General features: G+C 71.3%; 12 protein-coding genes. 11 read left to right on the forward strand and 1 reads right to left on the reverse strand.

The features are described from left to right. Positions 1 to 94 precede the first annotated feature (94 nt). From QZ749_RS10765 to QZ749_RS10815, 11 genes are all read left to right on the forward strand, one after another. Entirely contained in the window at positions 95 to 1,411 is a 1,317-nt protein-coding gene (locus QZ749_RS10765; RefSeq protein ID WP_296946419.1) for an aspartate aminotransferase family protein, read from the forward strand. Positions 1,412 to 1,424: 13 nt separating this feature from the next. Continuing rightward, positions 1,425 to 2,918 (forward strand): CoA-acylating methylmalonate-semialdehyde dehydrogenase, encoded by a 1,494-nt coding sequence (locus tag QZ749_RS10770; RefSeq protein ID WP_296946421.1) that lies wholly within the window; start codon positions 1,425 to 1,427, stop codon positions 2,916 to 2,918. A 198-nt stretch (positions 2,919 to 3,116) separates the two neighbouring features. Beyond that, positions 3,117 to 4,496 (forward strand): NAD(P)-dependent oxidoreductase, encoded by a 1,380-nt coding sequence (locus QZ749_RS10775; RefSeq protein ID WP_296946422.1) that lies wholly within the window; start codon positions 3,117 to 3,119, stop codon positions 4,494 to 4,496. Beyond that, the gene (preA, locus tag QZ749_RS10780) at positions 4,484 to 5,779 is read left to right on the forward strand and encodes an NAD-dependent dihydropyrimidine dehydrogenase subunit PreA (protein WP_296946424.1); all 1,296 of its coding nucleotides are present in this window, start codon (positions 4,484 to 4,486) and stop codon (positions 5,777 to 5,779) included. Before QZ749_RS10775 ends, preA begins: the two co-directional genes overlap by 13 nt. Positions 5,780 to 5,936: 157 nt before the next feature. Next, the gene (locus tag QZ749_RS10785; RefSeq protein ID WP_296946426.1) at positions 5,937 to 7,433 is read left to right on the forward strand and encodes an NCS1 family nucleobase:cation symporter-1; all 1,497 of its coding nucleotides are present in this window, start codon (positions 5,937 to 5,939) and stop codon (positions 7,431 to 7,433) included. A 24-nt stretch (positions 7,434 to 7,457) separates the two neighbouring features. Next, entirely contained in the window at positions 7,458 to 8,861 is a 1,404-nt protein-coding gene (hydA, locus tag QZ749_RS10790) for a dihydropyrimidinase (protein ID WP_296946429.1), read from the forward strand. A 47-nt stretch (positions 8,862 to 8,908) separates the two neighbouring features. Continuing rightward, positions 8,909 to 10,183 carry a Zn-dependent hydrolase gene (locus tag QZ749_RS10795; RefSeq protein WP_296946431.1) on the forward strand — a complete coding sequence of 425 codons (1,275 nt, stop codon included), beginning with the start codon at positions 8,909 to 8,911 and terminating at the stop codon, positions 10,181 to 10,183. 132 nt (positions 10,184 to 10,315) lie between these two features. Further along, a complete protein-coding gene (locus tag QZ749_RS10800) occupies positions 10,316 to 12,310 on the forward strand; it encodes an MHYT domain-containing protein (protein ID WP_296946433.1) in 1,995 nt (664 codons plus the stop codon). Positions 12,311 to 12,412: 102 nt separating this feature from the next. Beyond that, positions 12,413 to 14,215, forward strand: coding sequence for a DUF885 family protein (locus QZ749_RS10805; RefSeq protein WP_296946435.1), 1,803 nt, complete (start codon positions 12,413 to 12,415; stop codon positions 14,213 to 14,215). Positions 14,216 to 14,228: 13 nt separating this feature from the next. Then, positions 14,229 to 15,074 carry an AraC family transcriptional regulator gene (locus QZ749_RS10810; protein ID WP_296946437.1) on the forward strand — a complete coding sequence of 282 codons (846 nt, stop codon included), beginning with the start codon at positions 14,229 to 14,231 and terminating at the stop codon, positions 15,072 to 15,074. Positions 15,075 to 15,104: 30 nt separating this feature from the next. Continuing rightward, positions 15,105 to 16,148 (forward strand): serine hydrolase, encoded by a 1,044-nt coding sequence (locus QZ749_RS10815; RefSeq protein ID WP_296946439.1) that lies wholly within the window; start codon positions 15,105 to 15,107, stop codon positions 16,146 to 16,148. A 4-nt stretch (positions 16,149 to 16,152) separates the two neighbouring features. On the opposite strand, the gene QZ749_RS10820 is transcribed toward QZ749_RS10815, so the two are convergent. Further along, positions 16,153 to 16,584, reverse strand: a complete 432-nt coding sequence (locus tag QZ749_RS10820; RefSeq protein ID WP_296946441.1) for a GNAT family N-acetyltransferase — start codon at positions 16,582 to 16,584, stop codon at positions 16,153 to 16,155. Positions 16,585 to 16,588 lie beyond the last annotated feature (4 nt).

The following is a 16,588-nucleotide window of genomic DNA, read 5'->3' on the forward strand; positions in this document are numbered from 1 at the left end:
CCGCTGTTGTGCTGCTGTCTATTATTGCACCATGATTTTGCCAACTGGTAAATTTTTTGGCCGACCTGGCAGTTGAATTCTTGAAGAGGCGAACATGAACGAGGCCAGACCCGCATCGCTGTCATCCTTCTGGATGCCATTCACCAACAACCGCGACTTCAAGGCCCATCCGCGCCTGCTGGTCTCGGCCAAGGGCATGTACTACAAGGACGTCGACGGCAACGACGTGCTCGACGGCACCGCCGGCCTGTGGTGCGTGCCCTGCGGCCATGCGCAGCCGAGGATCGTCGCCGCCGTCGGCGAGATGGTCGGCCAGCTCGACTTCGCGCCGACCTTCCAGATGGGCCATCCGGCCGCCTTCGACCTGGCCGAGCAGTTGATGGACTACACGGGCCACAAGTTCGGCCATGTGTTCTATACCAACTCCGGCTCCGAAGCGGTCGACACGGCCCTCAAGATGGCGCTGGCCTTCCACCGCGCGCGCGGCGAGGGCGGCCGCACCCGCCTGATCGGGCGCGAGCGCGGCTACCACGGGGTCGGCTTCGGCGGCCTGTCGGTCGGCGGCATCGGCCCCAACCGCAAGGCCTTCGGGCCGCTGCTGCCGGGCGTGGACCACCTGCCGCACACGCACGACCTGGCCCGCAACGCCTTCTCGCGCGGCGAGCCGGCCTCCGGCGCCACCCTCGCGGACGAGCTGGAACGCCTCGTCGCGCTGCACGATCCGTCCACCATCGCCGCCGTGATCGTCGAGCCGGTGGCCGGCTCGACCGGCGTGCTGGTGCCGCCCAGGGGCTACCTGAAGCGCCTGCGCGAGATCTGCACGAAGCACGGCATCCTGCTGATCTTCGACGAGGTCATCACCGGCTTCGGCCGCCTGGGCACGCCGTTCGCGGCCGACTACTTCGATGTCGAGCCGGACCTGATGACCACCGCCAAGGGCATCACCAACGGCACCGTGCCGATGGGCGCCGTGTTCTCGAAGCGCTTCATCCACGACGCCCTGATGGACGCGCCGCCGGGCATCGAGCTGGCCCACGGCTATACCTATTCCGGCCACCCGCTGGCCTGCGCCGCCTCGCTGGCCACGCTGGCGGTATTCCGCGAGCAGGGCATCCTGGAACACGCGCGCGCGCTGCAGCCGTACTGGGAAGACGCCGTGCACGCGCTGCGCGGCCTGCCGCACGTGATCGACATCCGCACCGTGGGCCTGGTGGCCGGCATCGAGCTGGAACCGCTGCCCGGCAAGCCGGGCGCGCGCGCCATGGCCGCGTTCAAGCAGGCCTTCGCCGACGGCATCCTGATCCGCGTGACGGGCGACATCATCGCGCTGTCGCCGCCGCTGGTGCTGGAAAAGACCCACATCGACGAGCTGTTCGGCAAGCTGGCCGACGTGCTGCGCAGGCTGGACTGAACGGGGAGGGCACATGGACACGATCGGGCACTACATCGACGGCAAGGAACGGGACGGCAGCAGCGGACGCTGGACGGACGTCTACAACCCGGCGCTGGGCGCGCCGTGCGCGCGCGTGGCGCTGGCGGACGGCGCCGACGTCGACGCCGCGGTGGCCGCCGCCGCGGCGGCCTTCCCGGCCTGGGCCGCCACGCCGCCGCTGGCGCGGGCGCGCGTGCTGTTCCAGTACCTGCAGCTGTGCCAGCAGCACACCGACGCGTTCGCCGAACTGGTGGTGCGCGAGCACGGCAAGACCCTGGCCGACGCGCGCGGCGAGGTGGCGCGCGGCATCGAGGTGGTCGAGTTCGCGGTGGGCATCCCGCAACTGCTCAAGGGCGAGTTCACCGACCAGATCGCGCGCGGCATCGACGCCTGGTCGATGCGCCAGCCGCTGGGCGTCGTCGCCGGCATCACGCCGTTCAACTTCCCCGTGATGGTGCCGATGTGGATGTTCCCGGTCGCCATCGCCTGCGGCAACACCTTCGTGCTGAAGCCGTCGGAGCGCGACCCGTCGCCGGCGCTGCTGCATGCGCGCCTGCTGCGCGAAGCGGGGCTGCCGGACGGCGTGTTCAACGTCGTGCAGGGCGACAAGGCGGCGGTGGATGCGCTGCTCGACCACCCGGACGTCGCGGCGCTGAGCTTCGTCGGCTCCACGCCGATCGCCGAGTACGTCCATGCGCGCGGCACGGCCGGCGGCAAGCGCGTGCAGGCCCTGGGCGGCGCCAAGAACCACATGGTCGTGATGCCGGACGCCGACATGGAGATGGCCGTCGACGCCCTGGTCGGCGCCGCCTTCGGCTCGGCCGGCGAGCGCTGCATGGCGATCTCGGTCGCCGTGGCGGTGGGCGACGCGGCCGACGCGCTGGTGGCGCAGCTGGCGGCGCGCACGGCGGCGCTGCGGATCGGCGACGGCGCGTGTGAAGGCGTCGACATGGGACCGGTGGTGACGAAGGCCGCGCAGCAGCGCATCGAGAAACTGATCGGCGAGGGCGTGGAGCAGGGCGCCACGCTGGTGGTCGACGGCCGCGGCTACCGCGTGCCGGGGCGCGAGGACGGCTTCTTCGTCGGCGGCACGCTGTTCGACCACGTGCACCCGGAAATGTCGATCTACCGCGAGGAGATCTTCGGCCCGGTGCTGTGCGTGGTGCGCCTGCCGGACGTCGGCAGCGCGCTCGAACTCATCAACCGCAACGAGTACGGCAACGGCGTGGCCGTGTTCACCCGCGACGGCGGCACGGCGCGCGAATTCGTGCGCCAGGTCGAGGTCGGGATGGTGGGCGTGAACGTGCCGCTGCCGGTGCCGATGGCCTTCAACAGCTTCGGCGGCTGGAAGCGCAGCCTGTTCGGCGACCACCATGCCTACGGACCGGAAGGCGTGCGCTTCTACACGCGCCACAAGGCGGTGATGCAGCGCTGGCCGAACACGGCGAGCGCCGGCGCCGAGTTCGCGTTCCCGCAGATGAAGTAGCGGTATGCGTCAGGTGCGCTCGGGGAGCGCGCCCTGCCCGTGGACCGGGACCCGGTGTCGACCGGCGCCGTCGGGCGCGCTCCCCGAGCGCACCATGCACTACCGGGAACCTACAAGAACACGTGCACCGAAGCACGCGCCGCACCGGAGACAGCCACCAGCATGTCGCGTCGTACTCCACAACGAAAGGGATGCCCCATGATCGAGTCACTCCAGCACCTGCCGCCCGCGGCGGGCACGCATGGCGCCTTGTCCGAACGCTTCGGCGACCTGGCGCCGCCGCTCACGCCGCGCCAGGCCCTGGTCGAAAGCGCGCGCTGCCTGTACTGCTACGACGCGCCCTGCACGCGCGCCTGCCCCACCGGCATCGACGTCGCCAGCTTCATCCGCAACATCGGCGACGGCAATCTCGACGGCGCCGCCGTCGGCATCCTCGGGCAGAACATCTTCGGCGCCAGCTGCGCGCGCGTCTGTCCGACCGAGATCCTGTGCGAGGACGCCTGCGTGCGCAACCACGACGCCGAAGGACAGCCCGTGCGCATCGGCCTGCTGCAGCGCCATGCGCTCGACCATGCGCGCTTCGACGGCCACCCGTTCCGGCGCGCGCCGGCCACCGGCAAGGTCGTCGCCGTGGTCGGCGCCGGGCCGGCCGGGCTCGCGTGCGCGCACCGGCTGGCGCTGCTGGGCCACGACGTGGTCGTGTTCGAATCGCACGACAAGGCCGGCGGCCTGAACGAATACGGCATCGCCAGGTACAAGCTGCCGGGCGGCGTGGCCCAGCGCGAAGTCGACTTCCTGCTGTCCATCGGTGGCATCGAGGTGCGCACCGGCATGACGCTCGGCGCCAACCTGCAACTGGCCGACCTGCGTACCCGCTACGACGCCGTGTTTCTGGGCCTGGGCCTGGGCGCCAGCCGCCGCCTGGGCCTGACCGGCGAGGACGCGCCCGGCCTGGCCGCGGCCATCGACTACATCGCCACGCTGCGCCAGGCCCGCGACCTGGCCGCGCTGCCGGTGCCGCGCCGCGCCATCGTGATCGGCGCCGGCAATACCGCCATCGACATGGCGGTGCAGCTCAAGCGCCTGGGCGCCGAGGACGTCGTGCTGGCCTACCGGCGCGGCTTCGCGTCGATGAGCGCCACCGGCCACGAGATCGACATCGCCAAGGCGCACTGCGTGGCGATCCGCACCTGGGCGGCGCCGCTGGAGGTGCTGCTCGACGGCGCCGGCCGCGTGCGCGGCATGCGCTTCGAGGAGACGCGCCTGGACGCAGGGCGCCTGCTCGGCACCGGCGCCACCTTCGAGATCGCGGCCGACGCCGTGTTCAAGGCCATCGGCCAGCACGCCGACCCGGCCGTGCTGGCCGATCCGCTGGCGCGCGAGCTGGAACGCGCGGGCGGCGACAAGATCGTCGTCGACGCCGCCTTCCGCACCGCGCTGCCGGGCGTGTACGCGGGCGGCGACTGCGTGGCGCCGGGCCAGGACCTGACGGTACAGGCGGTCCAGCACGGCAAGCTGGCGGCGCTGTCCATCCACCACGACATCCTTTCCGGCGCGGAGGCAGTATGGCGGACCTGAGCATCGACTTCTGCGGCATCAAGTCGCCGAACCCCTTCTGGCTGGCGTCGGCGCCGCCGACCGACAAGGCCTACAACGTGGTGCGCGCCTTCGAGGCCGGCTGGGGCGGCGCCGTATGGAAGACGCTGGGCGAGGATCCGCCGGCCGTCAACGTCTCGTCGCGCTACTCGGCGCTCCACGGCCGCAACCGCGAGGTGATCGGCTTCAACAACATCGAGCTGATCACCGACCGCAGCCTGGAGATCAACCTGCGCGAGATCGCCCAGGTCAAGCGCGCCTGGCCCGACCGCGCGCTGGTCGTCTCGATGATGCTGCCCTGCGAGGAAGCGCCGTGGCGCGAGATCCTGCCGCTGGTGGAAGCCACCGGCGCCGACGGCATCGAACTGAACTTCGGCTGCCCGCACGGCATGCCCGAGCGCGGCATGGGCGCGGCGGTGGGGCAGCAGCCCGACCTGATCGAGCTGGTGACGCGCTGGTGCAAGACCTACACGCGGCTGCCGGTGATCGTCAAGCTGACCCCCAACATTACCGACGTGCGCGCGCCGGCCCGCGCCGCGCTGGCCGGCGGCGCCGACGCGGTCTCGCTGATCAACACGATCAACTCGATCACCCACCTGGACCTGGACCGCATGGTGGCCTTTCCCGTCGTCGGCGGTGCCAGCACGCACGGCGGCTACTGCGGCACCGCGGTCAAGCCGATCGCGCTGAACATGGTGGCCGAGATCGCGCGCGATCCGGCGACGGCGCGGCTGCCGATCTCCGGCATCGGCGGCATCGGCAACTGGCGCGACGCCGCCGAATTCATCGCGCTGGGCGCCGGTTCGGTGCAAGTGTGCACCGCGGCGATGCTGCACGGCTTTCGCATCGTCGCGGAGATGCAGGACGGCCTGGCGCGCTGGATGGACAGCAAGGGCTACGCGAACATCGCCGCGTTCTCGCGCAAGGCCGTGCCCAACACCACCGACTGGAAATACCTGGACATGAATTACGAGGTGATCGCCCGCATCGACCAGGACAAGTGCATCGGCTGCGGCAAGTGCCACGTGGCCTGCGAGGACACCTCGCACCAGGCGGTGGCGCGCCTGGTCGTGGCCGGTCCCAAGGGAGAAGGGCGGCGTTACGAGGTGATCGAGCAGGAATGCGTGGGTTGCAACCTGTGCGAGATCACCTGTCCGGTCGAGGGCTGCATCACCATGGTGCCGCAGGAAAACGGCAAGCCCTACATGAACTGGACGCAGGATCCGCGCAATCCGCGGGCGGAGGTGGCATCGGGCGAGGCATGACGCCGTGCCGCCCGATTATCATGGCATCGTTTTTGCTGGTTGGACGCGTGGACAGCAGAGCTGTCCACCCTACGCGACGTGTCGTCCGAGTAGGGTGGACGGGTCTCCCGTCCACGCGTGCAAGCGGCCATGATGGACCGAACCCGACGGAGACCCGATGACTACCCCCGCAACGAACGACGAACTCTGGAACGAAGACCTGGCCCCCACCGGCCCGGCCCAGCGCACCTGGCGCTGGTACCACTTTGCCGCGCTATGGGTCGGCATGGTGATCAGCATTCCCGCCTACATGCTGGCCGCCAGCCTGATCGAAGGCGGGATGTCGGCCTGGCAGGCGGTGGCCACCGTGTTCTTCGCGAACGTGATCGTGCTGGTGCCGATGCTCTTGATCGGCCATGCCGGCACCAAGTACGGCATTCCCTACGCGGTGCTGGCGCGCGCCTCGTTCGGCACGCGCGGCGCGCGGCTGCCGGCGCTGATGCGCGCCATCGTCGCCTGCGGCTGGTACGGCATCCAGACCTGGTTCGGCGGCAGCATGATCTACACGCTGCTGGGCGTGCTGCTGGGGGCGCCCATCGGCGCCGCCGCCATTCCCGGCCTGGGCATCAATGCCGGTCAGCTGGGCTGCTTCCTGGCGTTCTGGGCGATCCAGATGTACTTCATCGTGCACGGCATGGACGCGATCCGCAAGCTCGAGACCTGGACCGCGCCGCTGAAGATCGCGATCTGCTTCGTGCTGCTGTGGTGGGTCTACGACAAGGTGGGCGGCTTCGGCCCGCTGCTCGACCAGCCCTCGCAGTTCGTCGCCGGCGGCCCGAAGGCCGGCCTGTTCTGGAGCGTGTTCTGGCCCTCGCTGACCGCGATGATCGGCTACTGGGCCACGCTGGCGCTGAACATCCCCGACTTCACCCGCTTCGCCAAGACGCAGCGCGACCAGGTGGTGGGCCAGTCGCTGGGCCTGCCGCTGCCGATGGGCCTGCTGGCGGCGCTGGCGGTGACGGTCACCTCGGCCACCGTCGTCCTGTACGGCAAGGCGCTGTGGGATCCGGTCGACGTGGCCAGCCGCATGACCGGCGTCGCCGTGCTGGTGGCGCTGCTGATCCTGCTGATCGATACCGCCAGCGTCAACCTGGCCGCCAACCTGGTCGGTCCGGCCTACGATTTCTCGGCGCTGTCGCCCAGGGCCATCTCCTACCGCGCGGGCGGCTACATCACCGCCGGCATCGCGCTGGTCATGATGCCCTGGAAGATCCTCGAGAAGAGCGAGAACTACATCTTCATCTGGCTCACCGGCTACTCGGCCCTGCTCGGGCCGATCGCGGGCATCCTGATCGTCGACTACTACTTCATCCGCAAGACCGAGCTGGCGGTCGACCAGCTGTACCGCGACGACGGCATCTATGCCTATGGCGCGGGGCCGCTGCGCGGCTGGAACGTGGCCGCCATCGTCGCCTTCGCCGCCGGCGTGCTGCCGAACCTGCCGGGCTTCCTGAACGCCGCGTTCCCGCAGGCGTTCCCGGACGTCGGCGCCGGCTTCAAGCTGCTCTATACCTATGCCTGGTTCGTCGGGGTCGCGATCGCCGCGCTCGTGTACGGACTGATGATGAAGGGCCGCGCCGTGCCCGCGCTGCGGCCGGCCCGCACGCTCGACTGACCTGATCGACCGAAGGAGGAACGCATGGCCTTGCTGATTCGAGGTGGTACCGTGGTGAACGCCGACCGGGCGTTCCGCGCCGACGTGCTGTGCGTCGGCGATCGCATCGCCGCCGTCGGCGCCGACCTGGACGCGCCGGCCGGCGCGCACGTCGTCGATGCCGGCGGGCGCTACGTGATGCCCGGCGGGATCGACACCCACACGCACATGCAGCTGCCCTTCATGGGCACGGTCACGGCCGACGATTTCTATACCGGCACGGCGGCCGCGCTGGCCGGCGGCACCACGACCATCATGGACTTCGTGATCCCCGACCCGCAGCAGCCGCTGATGGACGCCTTCCGCACCTGGCGCGGCTGGGCCGACAAATCGGCGGCCGACTACACCTTCCACGTGGCCGTCACCTGGTGGGACGATACCGTGCACGCGGACATGGGCGTGCTGGTGCGCGAGCACGGCGTCAACAGCTTCAAGCACTTCATGGCCTACAAGAACGCCATCATGGCCGACGACGAGACGCTGGTGAAGAGCTTCCGGCGCGCGCTGGAGCTGGGCGCGATCCCGACCGTGCACGCCGAGAACGGCGAACTGGTCTACCAGCTGCAGCGCGAGCTGCTGGCGAAGGGGATCCGCGGCCCCGAGGCGCATCCGCTGTCGCGGCCGCCGGAAGTCGAGGCCGAGGCGGCCAACCGCGCGATCGCCATCGCGGGCGTGCTCGGCACGCCGGTCTACATCGTGCACGTGTCCTGCGCCGAATCGCTCGACGCGATCGCCCGCGCCCGCGCGCGCGGCCAGCGCGTGTACGGCGAGGCGCTGGCCGGCCACTTGGTCATCGACGACAGCGTCTACCGCCATCCCGATCCGGCCCATGCGCGCGCCTACGTGATGAGCCCGCCGTTCCGCCCGCCGCACCACCAGGCCGCGCTGTGGCAGGGCTTGCAGGGCGGCAACCTGCACACGACGGCCACCGACCACTGCACGTTCTGCGCGGCGCAGAAGGCGGCGGGACAGGACGACTTCACGCGCATCCCGAACGGCTGCGGCGGCGTCGAGGAGCGCATGGCCGTGGTGTGGGACGCGGGCGTGAACACGGGCCGCCTGACCCCGTCCGAATTCGTGCGCGTGACCTCCACCAATGCGGCGCAGATCTTCAATATCTACCCGCGCAAGGGCAGCGTGGCGGCCGGCGCCGACGCCGACCTGGTGCTGTGGGACCCGCTGGCCACGCGCACGCTGTCGGCGGCGACCCAGCATTCGCAGGGGGGCTTCAACGTGTTCGAGGGGCGCACGGTGCGCGGGGTGGCGACGCACACGGTGGCGGCCGGCAAGGTCGTGTACGCGGACGGCGAACTGCGCGCGGAGCGCGGGGCGGGCCGGTACGTGGAGCGGCCGGCGTTTGCCGCGGCCGGCGCGGCCGCGTTTTCCTGAGGGCGTATTCCATGCCGCGCCAGCGGCCCAATCACGAGGACAGCACCATGAACGACCTGCGCATCGACGGCGACCGCCTGTGGCAATCCCTGATGGACCTGGCGCGCATCGGCGCCACCGAGAAAGGGGGCGTGAAGCGCCTCGCCCTGACCGACCTCGACCGCGAGGGCCGCGACCTGGTGATCTCCTGGGCGAAGGCCGAAGGGCTGGCCGTCACCGTCGACCGGATCGGCAACGTGTTCATGCGCCGCGCGGGCAGGCGGCCGGACCTGGCGCCGGTCGTCACCGGCAGCCACATCGACACCCAGCCGACCGGCGGCAAGTTCGACGGCAACTACGGCGTGCTGGCCGGACTCGAGGTCGTGCGCACGCTGAACCGCCACGGCGTCGTCACCGAGGCGCCCATCGAGGTGGCGTTCTGGACCAACGAGGAAGGCTCGCGCTTCGTGCCGGTGATGATGGGGTCCGGCGTGTTCTGCGGCGCCTTCAGCCTGGAAACCGCCTACGCGGCGCGCGACGTCGACGGCAGGTCGGTCGAGGAGGAACTGGCGCGCATCGGCTACCGCGGCGACGAGGTGCCGGGCGCGCATCCGATCGGCGCCTATTTCGAGGCCCACATCGAACAGGGACCGGTGCTCGAGGACGCCGGCCTGACGATCGGCGTGGTGCCGGCCGTGATGGGCCTGTCCTGGTACGACTGCACGGTGCTCGGCATGGAGGCGCATGCCGGCCCGACGCCGATGGGGCTGCGCCGCGACGCGCTGCAGGTGGCCACCCGCATCATGCAGGAAGTGGTGGCGATCGCCGAACGCCATCCGCCCTACGGCCGCGGCACGGTCGGCATGGTGCAGGTGTTCCCCAACAGCCGCAACGTGATCCCCGGCCGGGTCAAGTTCAGCATCGACCTGCGCAACGTCAGCGACGAGTTGCTGGCCCGGATGGACGCCGAGATCGCCGCCTGCGTCGCGCGCGTGCGGGCCGAGACCGGGCTGGACGTGGCGCTCGAGCGCGTGTCCCACGTGCCCGCCTGTCCGTTCGATCCCGACTGCGTGGCCGCCGTGCGCGGCGCCACCGCGCGCCTGGGCCACGCGTCGATGGACGTGGTGTCCGGGGCCGGCCACGACGCCGTCTACGTGGCGCGCCGCGCGCCCGCCGCGATGATCTTCGTGCCCTGCAAGGACGGCATCAGCCACAACGAGATCGAGGACGCCCGGCCCGACCACCTGGCGGCCGGCTGCAACGTGCTGCTGCACGCGATGCTGGAACGCGCGGGCGTGGTCGCCGTCGCCGGCCGGGAGGCGCTGGAGTTTATGCAGGAGTAATATTTTATTACCAAGTCGTGCCATGGCCGGCGCGGCGCGGAGATAGCATACTGTCGGCGTGCGCCCGCACGGCGACGGTTGGCCGTCGTGGTTTTCCGCAGGGCAGCAGCGCTGATCACGGACAGGACCGACATGCTGAGTGGATATTACGAAATGTCGCTGGTGCTGGTTTCCATCCTGGTCGCGATGGTCGCCTCGTACTCGGCGCTCGGCCTCGCGGGAAGGGTGGCCCAGTCGCAGGGCCGCGCCTTGCTGGCCTGGACCGCGGGCGGCGCCGTCGCCATGGGTTCCGGCATCTGGGCCATGCACTTCATCGGCATGCTCGCCTTCCGCCTGCCGATCCCGCTCGCCTTCGACGTTCCGATCACCATCGTGTCCCTGCTGCTGCCGATCGCCGCCTCCGGCCTGGCGCTGTGGCAGGCCGGCCGGGCCGACCTGGGCGGCACGCGCCTGCTCGTCAGCGCCGTCCTGATGGGCATCGGCATCAATGCGATGCACTACACCGGCATGGCCGCGCTGCGCATGCGGCCCGGGATCGTCTACGACCCGTGGCTGTTCGCGCTGTCGGTGCTGGTCGCCATCGCGGCGTCGGCGCTGGCGCTGTGGATCGCGTTCCGGCTGCGCCGCAACACGCCGCGCGTCTGGCTGCCGCGCGCCGGCGCCGCCGTGGCGATGGGCGCGGCCATCGCCGGCATGCACTACACGGGCATGGCGGCGGCGAGCTTCCCGGCCGATAGCGTGTGCATGGCGGCGCGCGCCGGCGTCAACCATTCGGGCGTCGCCACGCTGGTGGTGATCGCCTCGCTGTGCGTGCTCGGTCTGGCGCTGGCGGCGTCGGTGTTCGACGCGCGCCTGCAGGCCAATGCGCGCATCCTCGCCGTCTCGCAGGCCATGGCCGAGGAGCGCCAGCAACTGCTGCTGCGCGAGCGCGCCGCGCGCGACGAGGCCGAGCACCTGAGCGCCATGAAGGACGAGTTCCTGGCCACGCTGTCGCACGAGCTGCGCACGCCGCTCAACGCCATCGCCGGCTGGGCCGGCATGCTGCGGCGCGGCGTGCGCGACGAGGCCACCGTCAAGCGCGGCCTGGATGCCATCGAGCGCAATGCGCGCGCCCAGGGGCAGCTGATCGACGACCTGCTCGACATGAGCCGCATCGTGTCCGGCAACCTGCGCCTCGAGGTGCAGCCGGTGGACCCGGCGCGCATCGTCGACAGCGCGCTGGGCACCGTGCACCCGGCGGCGGTGGCCAAGCAGATCGCGCTGCGCACCGACATCGACCGCGGCATCGGCGAGATGCTGGCCGACCCCGGGCGCCTGCAGCAGGTGATGTGGAACCTGCTGTCGAACGCGGTCAAGTTCACGCCGGCCGGCGGCACCGTGCAGGTGACGCTGGGACGCGAGCGCGGCGACGTCGTGCTGCGCGTGATCGATTCCGGCATCGGCATCGCGCCCGAGTTCCTGCCCTATGTGTTCGACCGCTTCCGCCAGCAGGACGCGTCGGTGACGCGGCGCCACGGCGGCCTGGGGCTGGGCCTGTCGATCGTGCGCCAGCTCGTCGAGCTGCACGGCGGCACCATCGAGGCCGACAGCCCCGGCGCGCATGCGGGCGCCGCCTTCACCGTGCGCCTGCCGCTGCTGCGCCCGCAGCCCGCGGCGGCGGCGGCGCAGGCGGCCGCCCACGACGCCGCCGTGGCCGCCCGGTCGGACGCGCTGGCCGACCTGTCGGGCGTGAAGGTGCTGGTCGTCGACGACGCGCCCGACACGCTCGACGTGCTTGAACAGATCCTGCGGCACAGCGGCGCGTCCACGCTGGCGGCATCCGGCGCCGGCCGCGCCCTCGACCTGCTGGAGCGCGAGCGGCCCGACGTGATCGTCAGCGACATCGGCATGCCGGGCACCGACGGATACGAACTGATGCGCAGCATCCGGCGCCGCGCCGGCGCGGCCGGCGGCGCGGTCCCGGCGATCGCGCTGACGGCGTTCACGCGCCAGGAAGACCGCGAGCGCGCGCTGGGCGCCGGCTATACCGACTACCTGGCCAAGCCGGTCGACGCCGGGCTGCTGGTCGCGCGCATCGCGCAGCTGGCGGGCCGCCAGGGCCAGGCAGCGGCGGCGCCGGGCGCCTGAATCACGACGCCTGAATCACGACGCCTGAAACTTGCCGCGGCCGCCGCGGGCTGTTGTATCCTTTTTGCCAGTTCACGAAAAAGGATGTCCATGACGTTTGCCATGTCCAGTGCCCTGTCCCTTGCCCTGACGCTCTGTTCGAGCGCCGCCATCGCCCTGGTGCCCGGCGCCATCGCGGCGGCCACCGCGCCCACGATCAGCCCCGCCGCGCGCCAGGTCGAGCGCCTGGCCGCGCGCTTCTACGACGCGCGCGCCCGCTTCGATCCGCTGCTGTACGCCACCGCCAACGGCGACGGCCGCTACGACGACCAGCTCGGCATGGCCATCGCGCCGCAGGTGCGCGCGCGCTACCTGGCGCAGAACCATGCGCTGCTGGAGGAACTGGCGGCGGTGGATGCGCGGCGCCTGTCGGCGGACGAGCGGCTCAACCGCGACATCCTGGAAGCCGAGATCCGCAGCCAGCTCGACCTGGAGCGCTTCCCGGAGCACCTGCTGCCGCTGAACCACTTCGACAACGTGCCGAGCACCCTGGCCAACTATGCCGGCGGCACCGGATCCCAGCCCCTGGCGACGCCGGCGCAGTACCGCGCCTACCTGTCCCGGCTGGAGCAGCTGCCGGCCTGGATCGACCAGGCCGTCGCCAACATGCGGGAGGGCATCCGCAGGGGCGTGGTCCAGCCGAAGGCGATCACGCAAAAGATGCTGCCGCAGTTCCGCCAGCTGCGCAGCAGCGACCCGCAGGCCAGCGTGTTCGCCACCCCGGTGCGCGACATGCCGGCCAGCTTCGGCGACGCCGACCGGCGCGCGCTGGAGGCCGGCTACCGCCAGGCGGCCGCGCGCATCGACGCGGCGCTCGGCCGGCTGGTGGCCTTCCTCGAGACGGACTACCTGGCCGCCGGACGCATCACGGCCGGCTACGGCGCGCTGCCGGACGGCGCCGCCTGGTACCGCGCGCGCATCCGCAACAACACCAACCTCGACCTGGCGCCGGAGCGCATCCACGCGCTCGGCCTGGAGGAAGTGCGGCGCATCCGCGCCGCGCTGGCGGCGCTGGCGCCCAAGCTCGGCTACGACCCGCTGGACGCCTTCCCGCAGTGGGTGGCGGCCCAGCGGCGCTTCAAGCCGTTTTCCAGCGACGCCCAGGTGCTGGAGCGCTACCGGGCGCTGTACGCGACCGTCGGCGCCACATTGCCGGACTACTTCACGCTGCTGCCGAAGGCCAGGCTCGACGTGCAGCTGGAGCCGGCACTGACGCGCGCCACCGCGTCCGACCACTACACCCCGGTCGCCGCCGACGGCTCCCATCTGGGTACCTTCTGGGCGGTCGTCAACGATCCGAAGGAATACAGCACGGTCGACATGACCACGCTGTTCCTGCACGAGGGCGTGCCGGGCCACCACCTGCATGCGGCGCTGCTGAAGGAATTGCCGCTGCCGGACTTCCGCAAGTTCTTCACCGAGCACCCGAGCGCGGCCGCCTACACCGAGGGCTGGGCGCTGTACGCCGAGACGCTGGGGAAGGAGTTCGGCCTGTACGAGGATCCGGCCGCCTACTATGGCCACCTGAACGACGAGCTGCTGCGCGCCGTGCGCCTGGTGGTCGACACCGGCATGCACGCCCAGGGCTGGTCGCGCGAGAAGGCGGTGGCGTATGCGATGCAGACGCTCGGCTACGACGAGGCGCAGGCGGTCAACCAGATCGAGCGCTACATGGTGTGGCCCGGCCAGGCGCTGAGCTACAAGATCGGCGCCATGAAGATCCTGGAACTGCGCGAGCGCGCGCGCCGCGCGCTGGGGCCGAAGTTCGACTACGCCGCCTTCCACGCGGTGGTGCTGGGCGCCGGCACGCTGCCGCTGCCGATCCTGGAAGCCCGGGTCGGGCGCTGGATCGCAACGGCGAAATAGGGAGGGCCGGGCGATGACGGTCCTGCTGCGCCCCGGCCAGTTCTACGGCGAGTGGCAGGACCGCCAGCAGGGCGGGGTGTTCGGCCTCAGCGTGCTCGCCGCCAGCGCGCCGGAGCACGAGGTGCGCCTGCACACGCACGAGGAGGCGCACTACGTGCTGGTGCTGGCCGGCGTCTACCTCTCGCAGGCGCGCGGCGCGCCGGCATGCGCGCCGGCGCCGGCCCTGGTCTACAACCCGCCCGGCACGACCCACCGCGACCGCTTCCTGGGCGGGCAGGGGCGCTTCATGGCGGTCTCGATCGATCCCGCGCGCCTGGACGGCGCCGACGAGCTGCGCGCGATCCCGGCCGGGGCCTGCTACCTGCAGCGGCCGCCCTGCCTGCGCAGCGCCTTCGGGCTGGCGCGCGCCATGCACGGCGCGCCCGACGCCGCGCTGCTGGAGGCCGGCGTGTGGGAACTGCTCGCGCAGACCGACGCGGCGCCGGCGCGTGCGCTGCGCCAGCCGCCGGCCTGGCTGCGCCATGCCTATGCGGCCGTGATGGACGGCGCGGACGACGCCGGCCTGTCGATCGGCGCCGTGGCCGCCGCCGCCGGCGTGCACCCGGTGCACCTGGCGCGCGTGTTCCGCGACCTGCTGGGCTGCTCGCCGGGCGAGCTGCTGCGCTGGCGCCGCATCGAGCGCGCCTGCGCCCTGCTGCGCCGCCCCGGCCTGGGCATCGCCGACATCGCCCTGGCGGCCGGCTTCGTCGACCAGAGCCACCTGACCCACGCCTTCCGCCAGCGCTTCGGCATGCCGCCCGGCGCCTGGCGCCGCCGCATGTTCGAAGGATACAAGACGCCGCCGCCGGCCCCCGGCTAGACTGCCGTTTTTTCCGTCACGGGAGGCACCATGAAACGATGGATGGGATGGGCGACGGGCCTGTTGCTGTGCGCGGGCGTGCAGGCGGCCGACTTCGACGCCGTCACCGCCGCGGTGGGCGCGGGCGAGTTCAAGCAGGTCACCAGCGTGCTGGCGGCGCGCCACGGCAAGGTGGTCTACGAGCATTACTTCGATGCCGGCGGGGCCGCCGCGCTGCGCAACACCCGCTCGGTGACCAAGACGGTGGCCGGCATGCTGGTCGGCGCCGCCGTCGAACGCGGCCTGCTGCGCGTCGACAGCCCGGTGCTGCCGTGGTTCGAAGACCGCATGCCGCTGGCGCACCCGGACCCGCGCAAGGCGCGCATCACGGTCGAGGACCTGCTGACCATGAGTTCCCTGCTCGAATGCGACGACGACAACCAGTACTCGCGCGGCAACGAGGAGCGCATGTACCTGGTCGAGGACTGGAGCCGCTTCTACCTCGACCTGCCGGTGCGCGGCTTTCCCGACTGGGTGCCGACGCCCGACAAGCAGCCCTACGGACGCGCGTTCAGCTATTGCACGGCCGGCGTCACGCTGCTCGGCCCCATCCTGGAGCGCGCCACGCGGCGCAGCGTGCCGGACTTCGCCGACGAGGTGCTGTTCAAGCCGCTGGGCATCGCGGACGTCAAGTGGCAGATCCAGCCGCTGGGCACGGCGATGACGGGCGGCAGCCTGGGCCTGCGCACCCGCGACCTGTGGAAGCTGGGGCAGCTCTACCTGGACGGCGGCCGCTGGCAGGGCCGCCAGGTGCTGGCGCCGGACTGGGTGCGCCGTTCGATCGCGCCGCACGCCAACGCGCGCGAAGGCGTCGACTACGGCTACCTGTGGTGGCTGCAGCCGTTCGCGCTGGACGGGAAGCCGGTGGCCAGCTACGCGATGTCGGGCATGGGCGGCAACAAGGTCTACGTGCTGCCGGCGCTGGACGCGGTGGTCGTGGTCACCACCACCAACTACCAGGTGCGCGGCGCGCACCAGCTGTCCGAGAAACTCCTGGGCGACCTGGTGCTGCCGGCGCTGGTGGCGCGGCGCTGAGGCCTCACGCGTCGTGCAGGTAGCCGCGCGCGGCGGCCGCGGCCTGGTCCTCGAAGAGGGCCATCGCCGTCGTCATGCGCCGGAAACCGAGGCTGGCGTAGAAGCCTTCCTTGCCGGGCGCGGCGTACAGGATGACCTTCTTGTGCCCGCGCGCGCAATCGAGCAGCGCGGCGACGAGCTGCCTGCCCAGCCCCGTGCCCTGGTAGGCGGGCAGCAGGGCGACGTCGCACAGGTAGGCGACGTCGATGCCGTCGGCCAGCACGCGGCCGGCGCCCACCAGCCGGTCGGCGTCGAACACGAAGCGCTTGAACATGCTGTTGCCGAACGCGGTGCGCAGCAGGGCCGGCTCCTTGTGCGCCAGCGGCGCCGCGCGGTACAGCGCGGACAGTTCGTCCCAGTCGACGCGGTCGGTCGAGTCGGTCCAGGTCAGGTGCATGGCG

The sequence above is a fragment of the uncultured Massilia sp. genome (assembly GCF_913773735.1).
Lineage (GTDB): Bacteria > Pseudomonadota > Gammaproteobacteria > Burkholderiales > Burkholderiaceae_D > Telluria.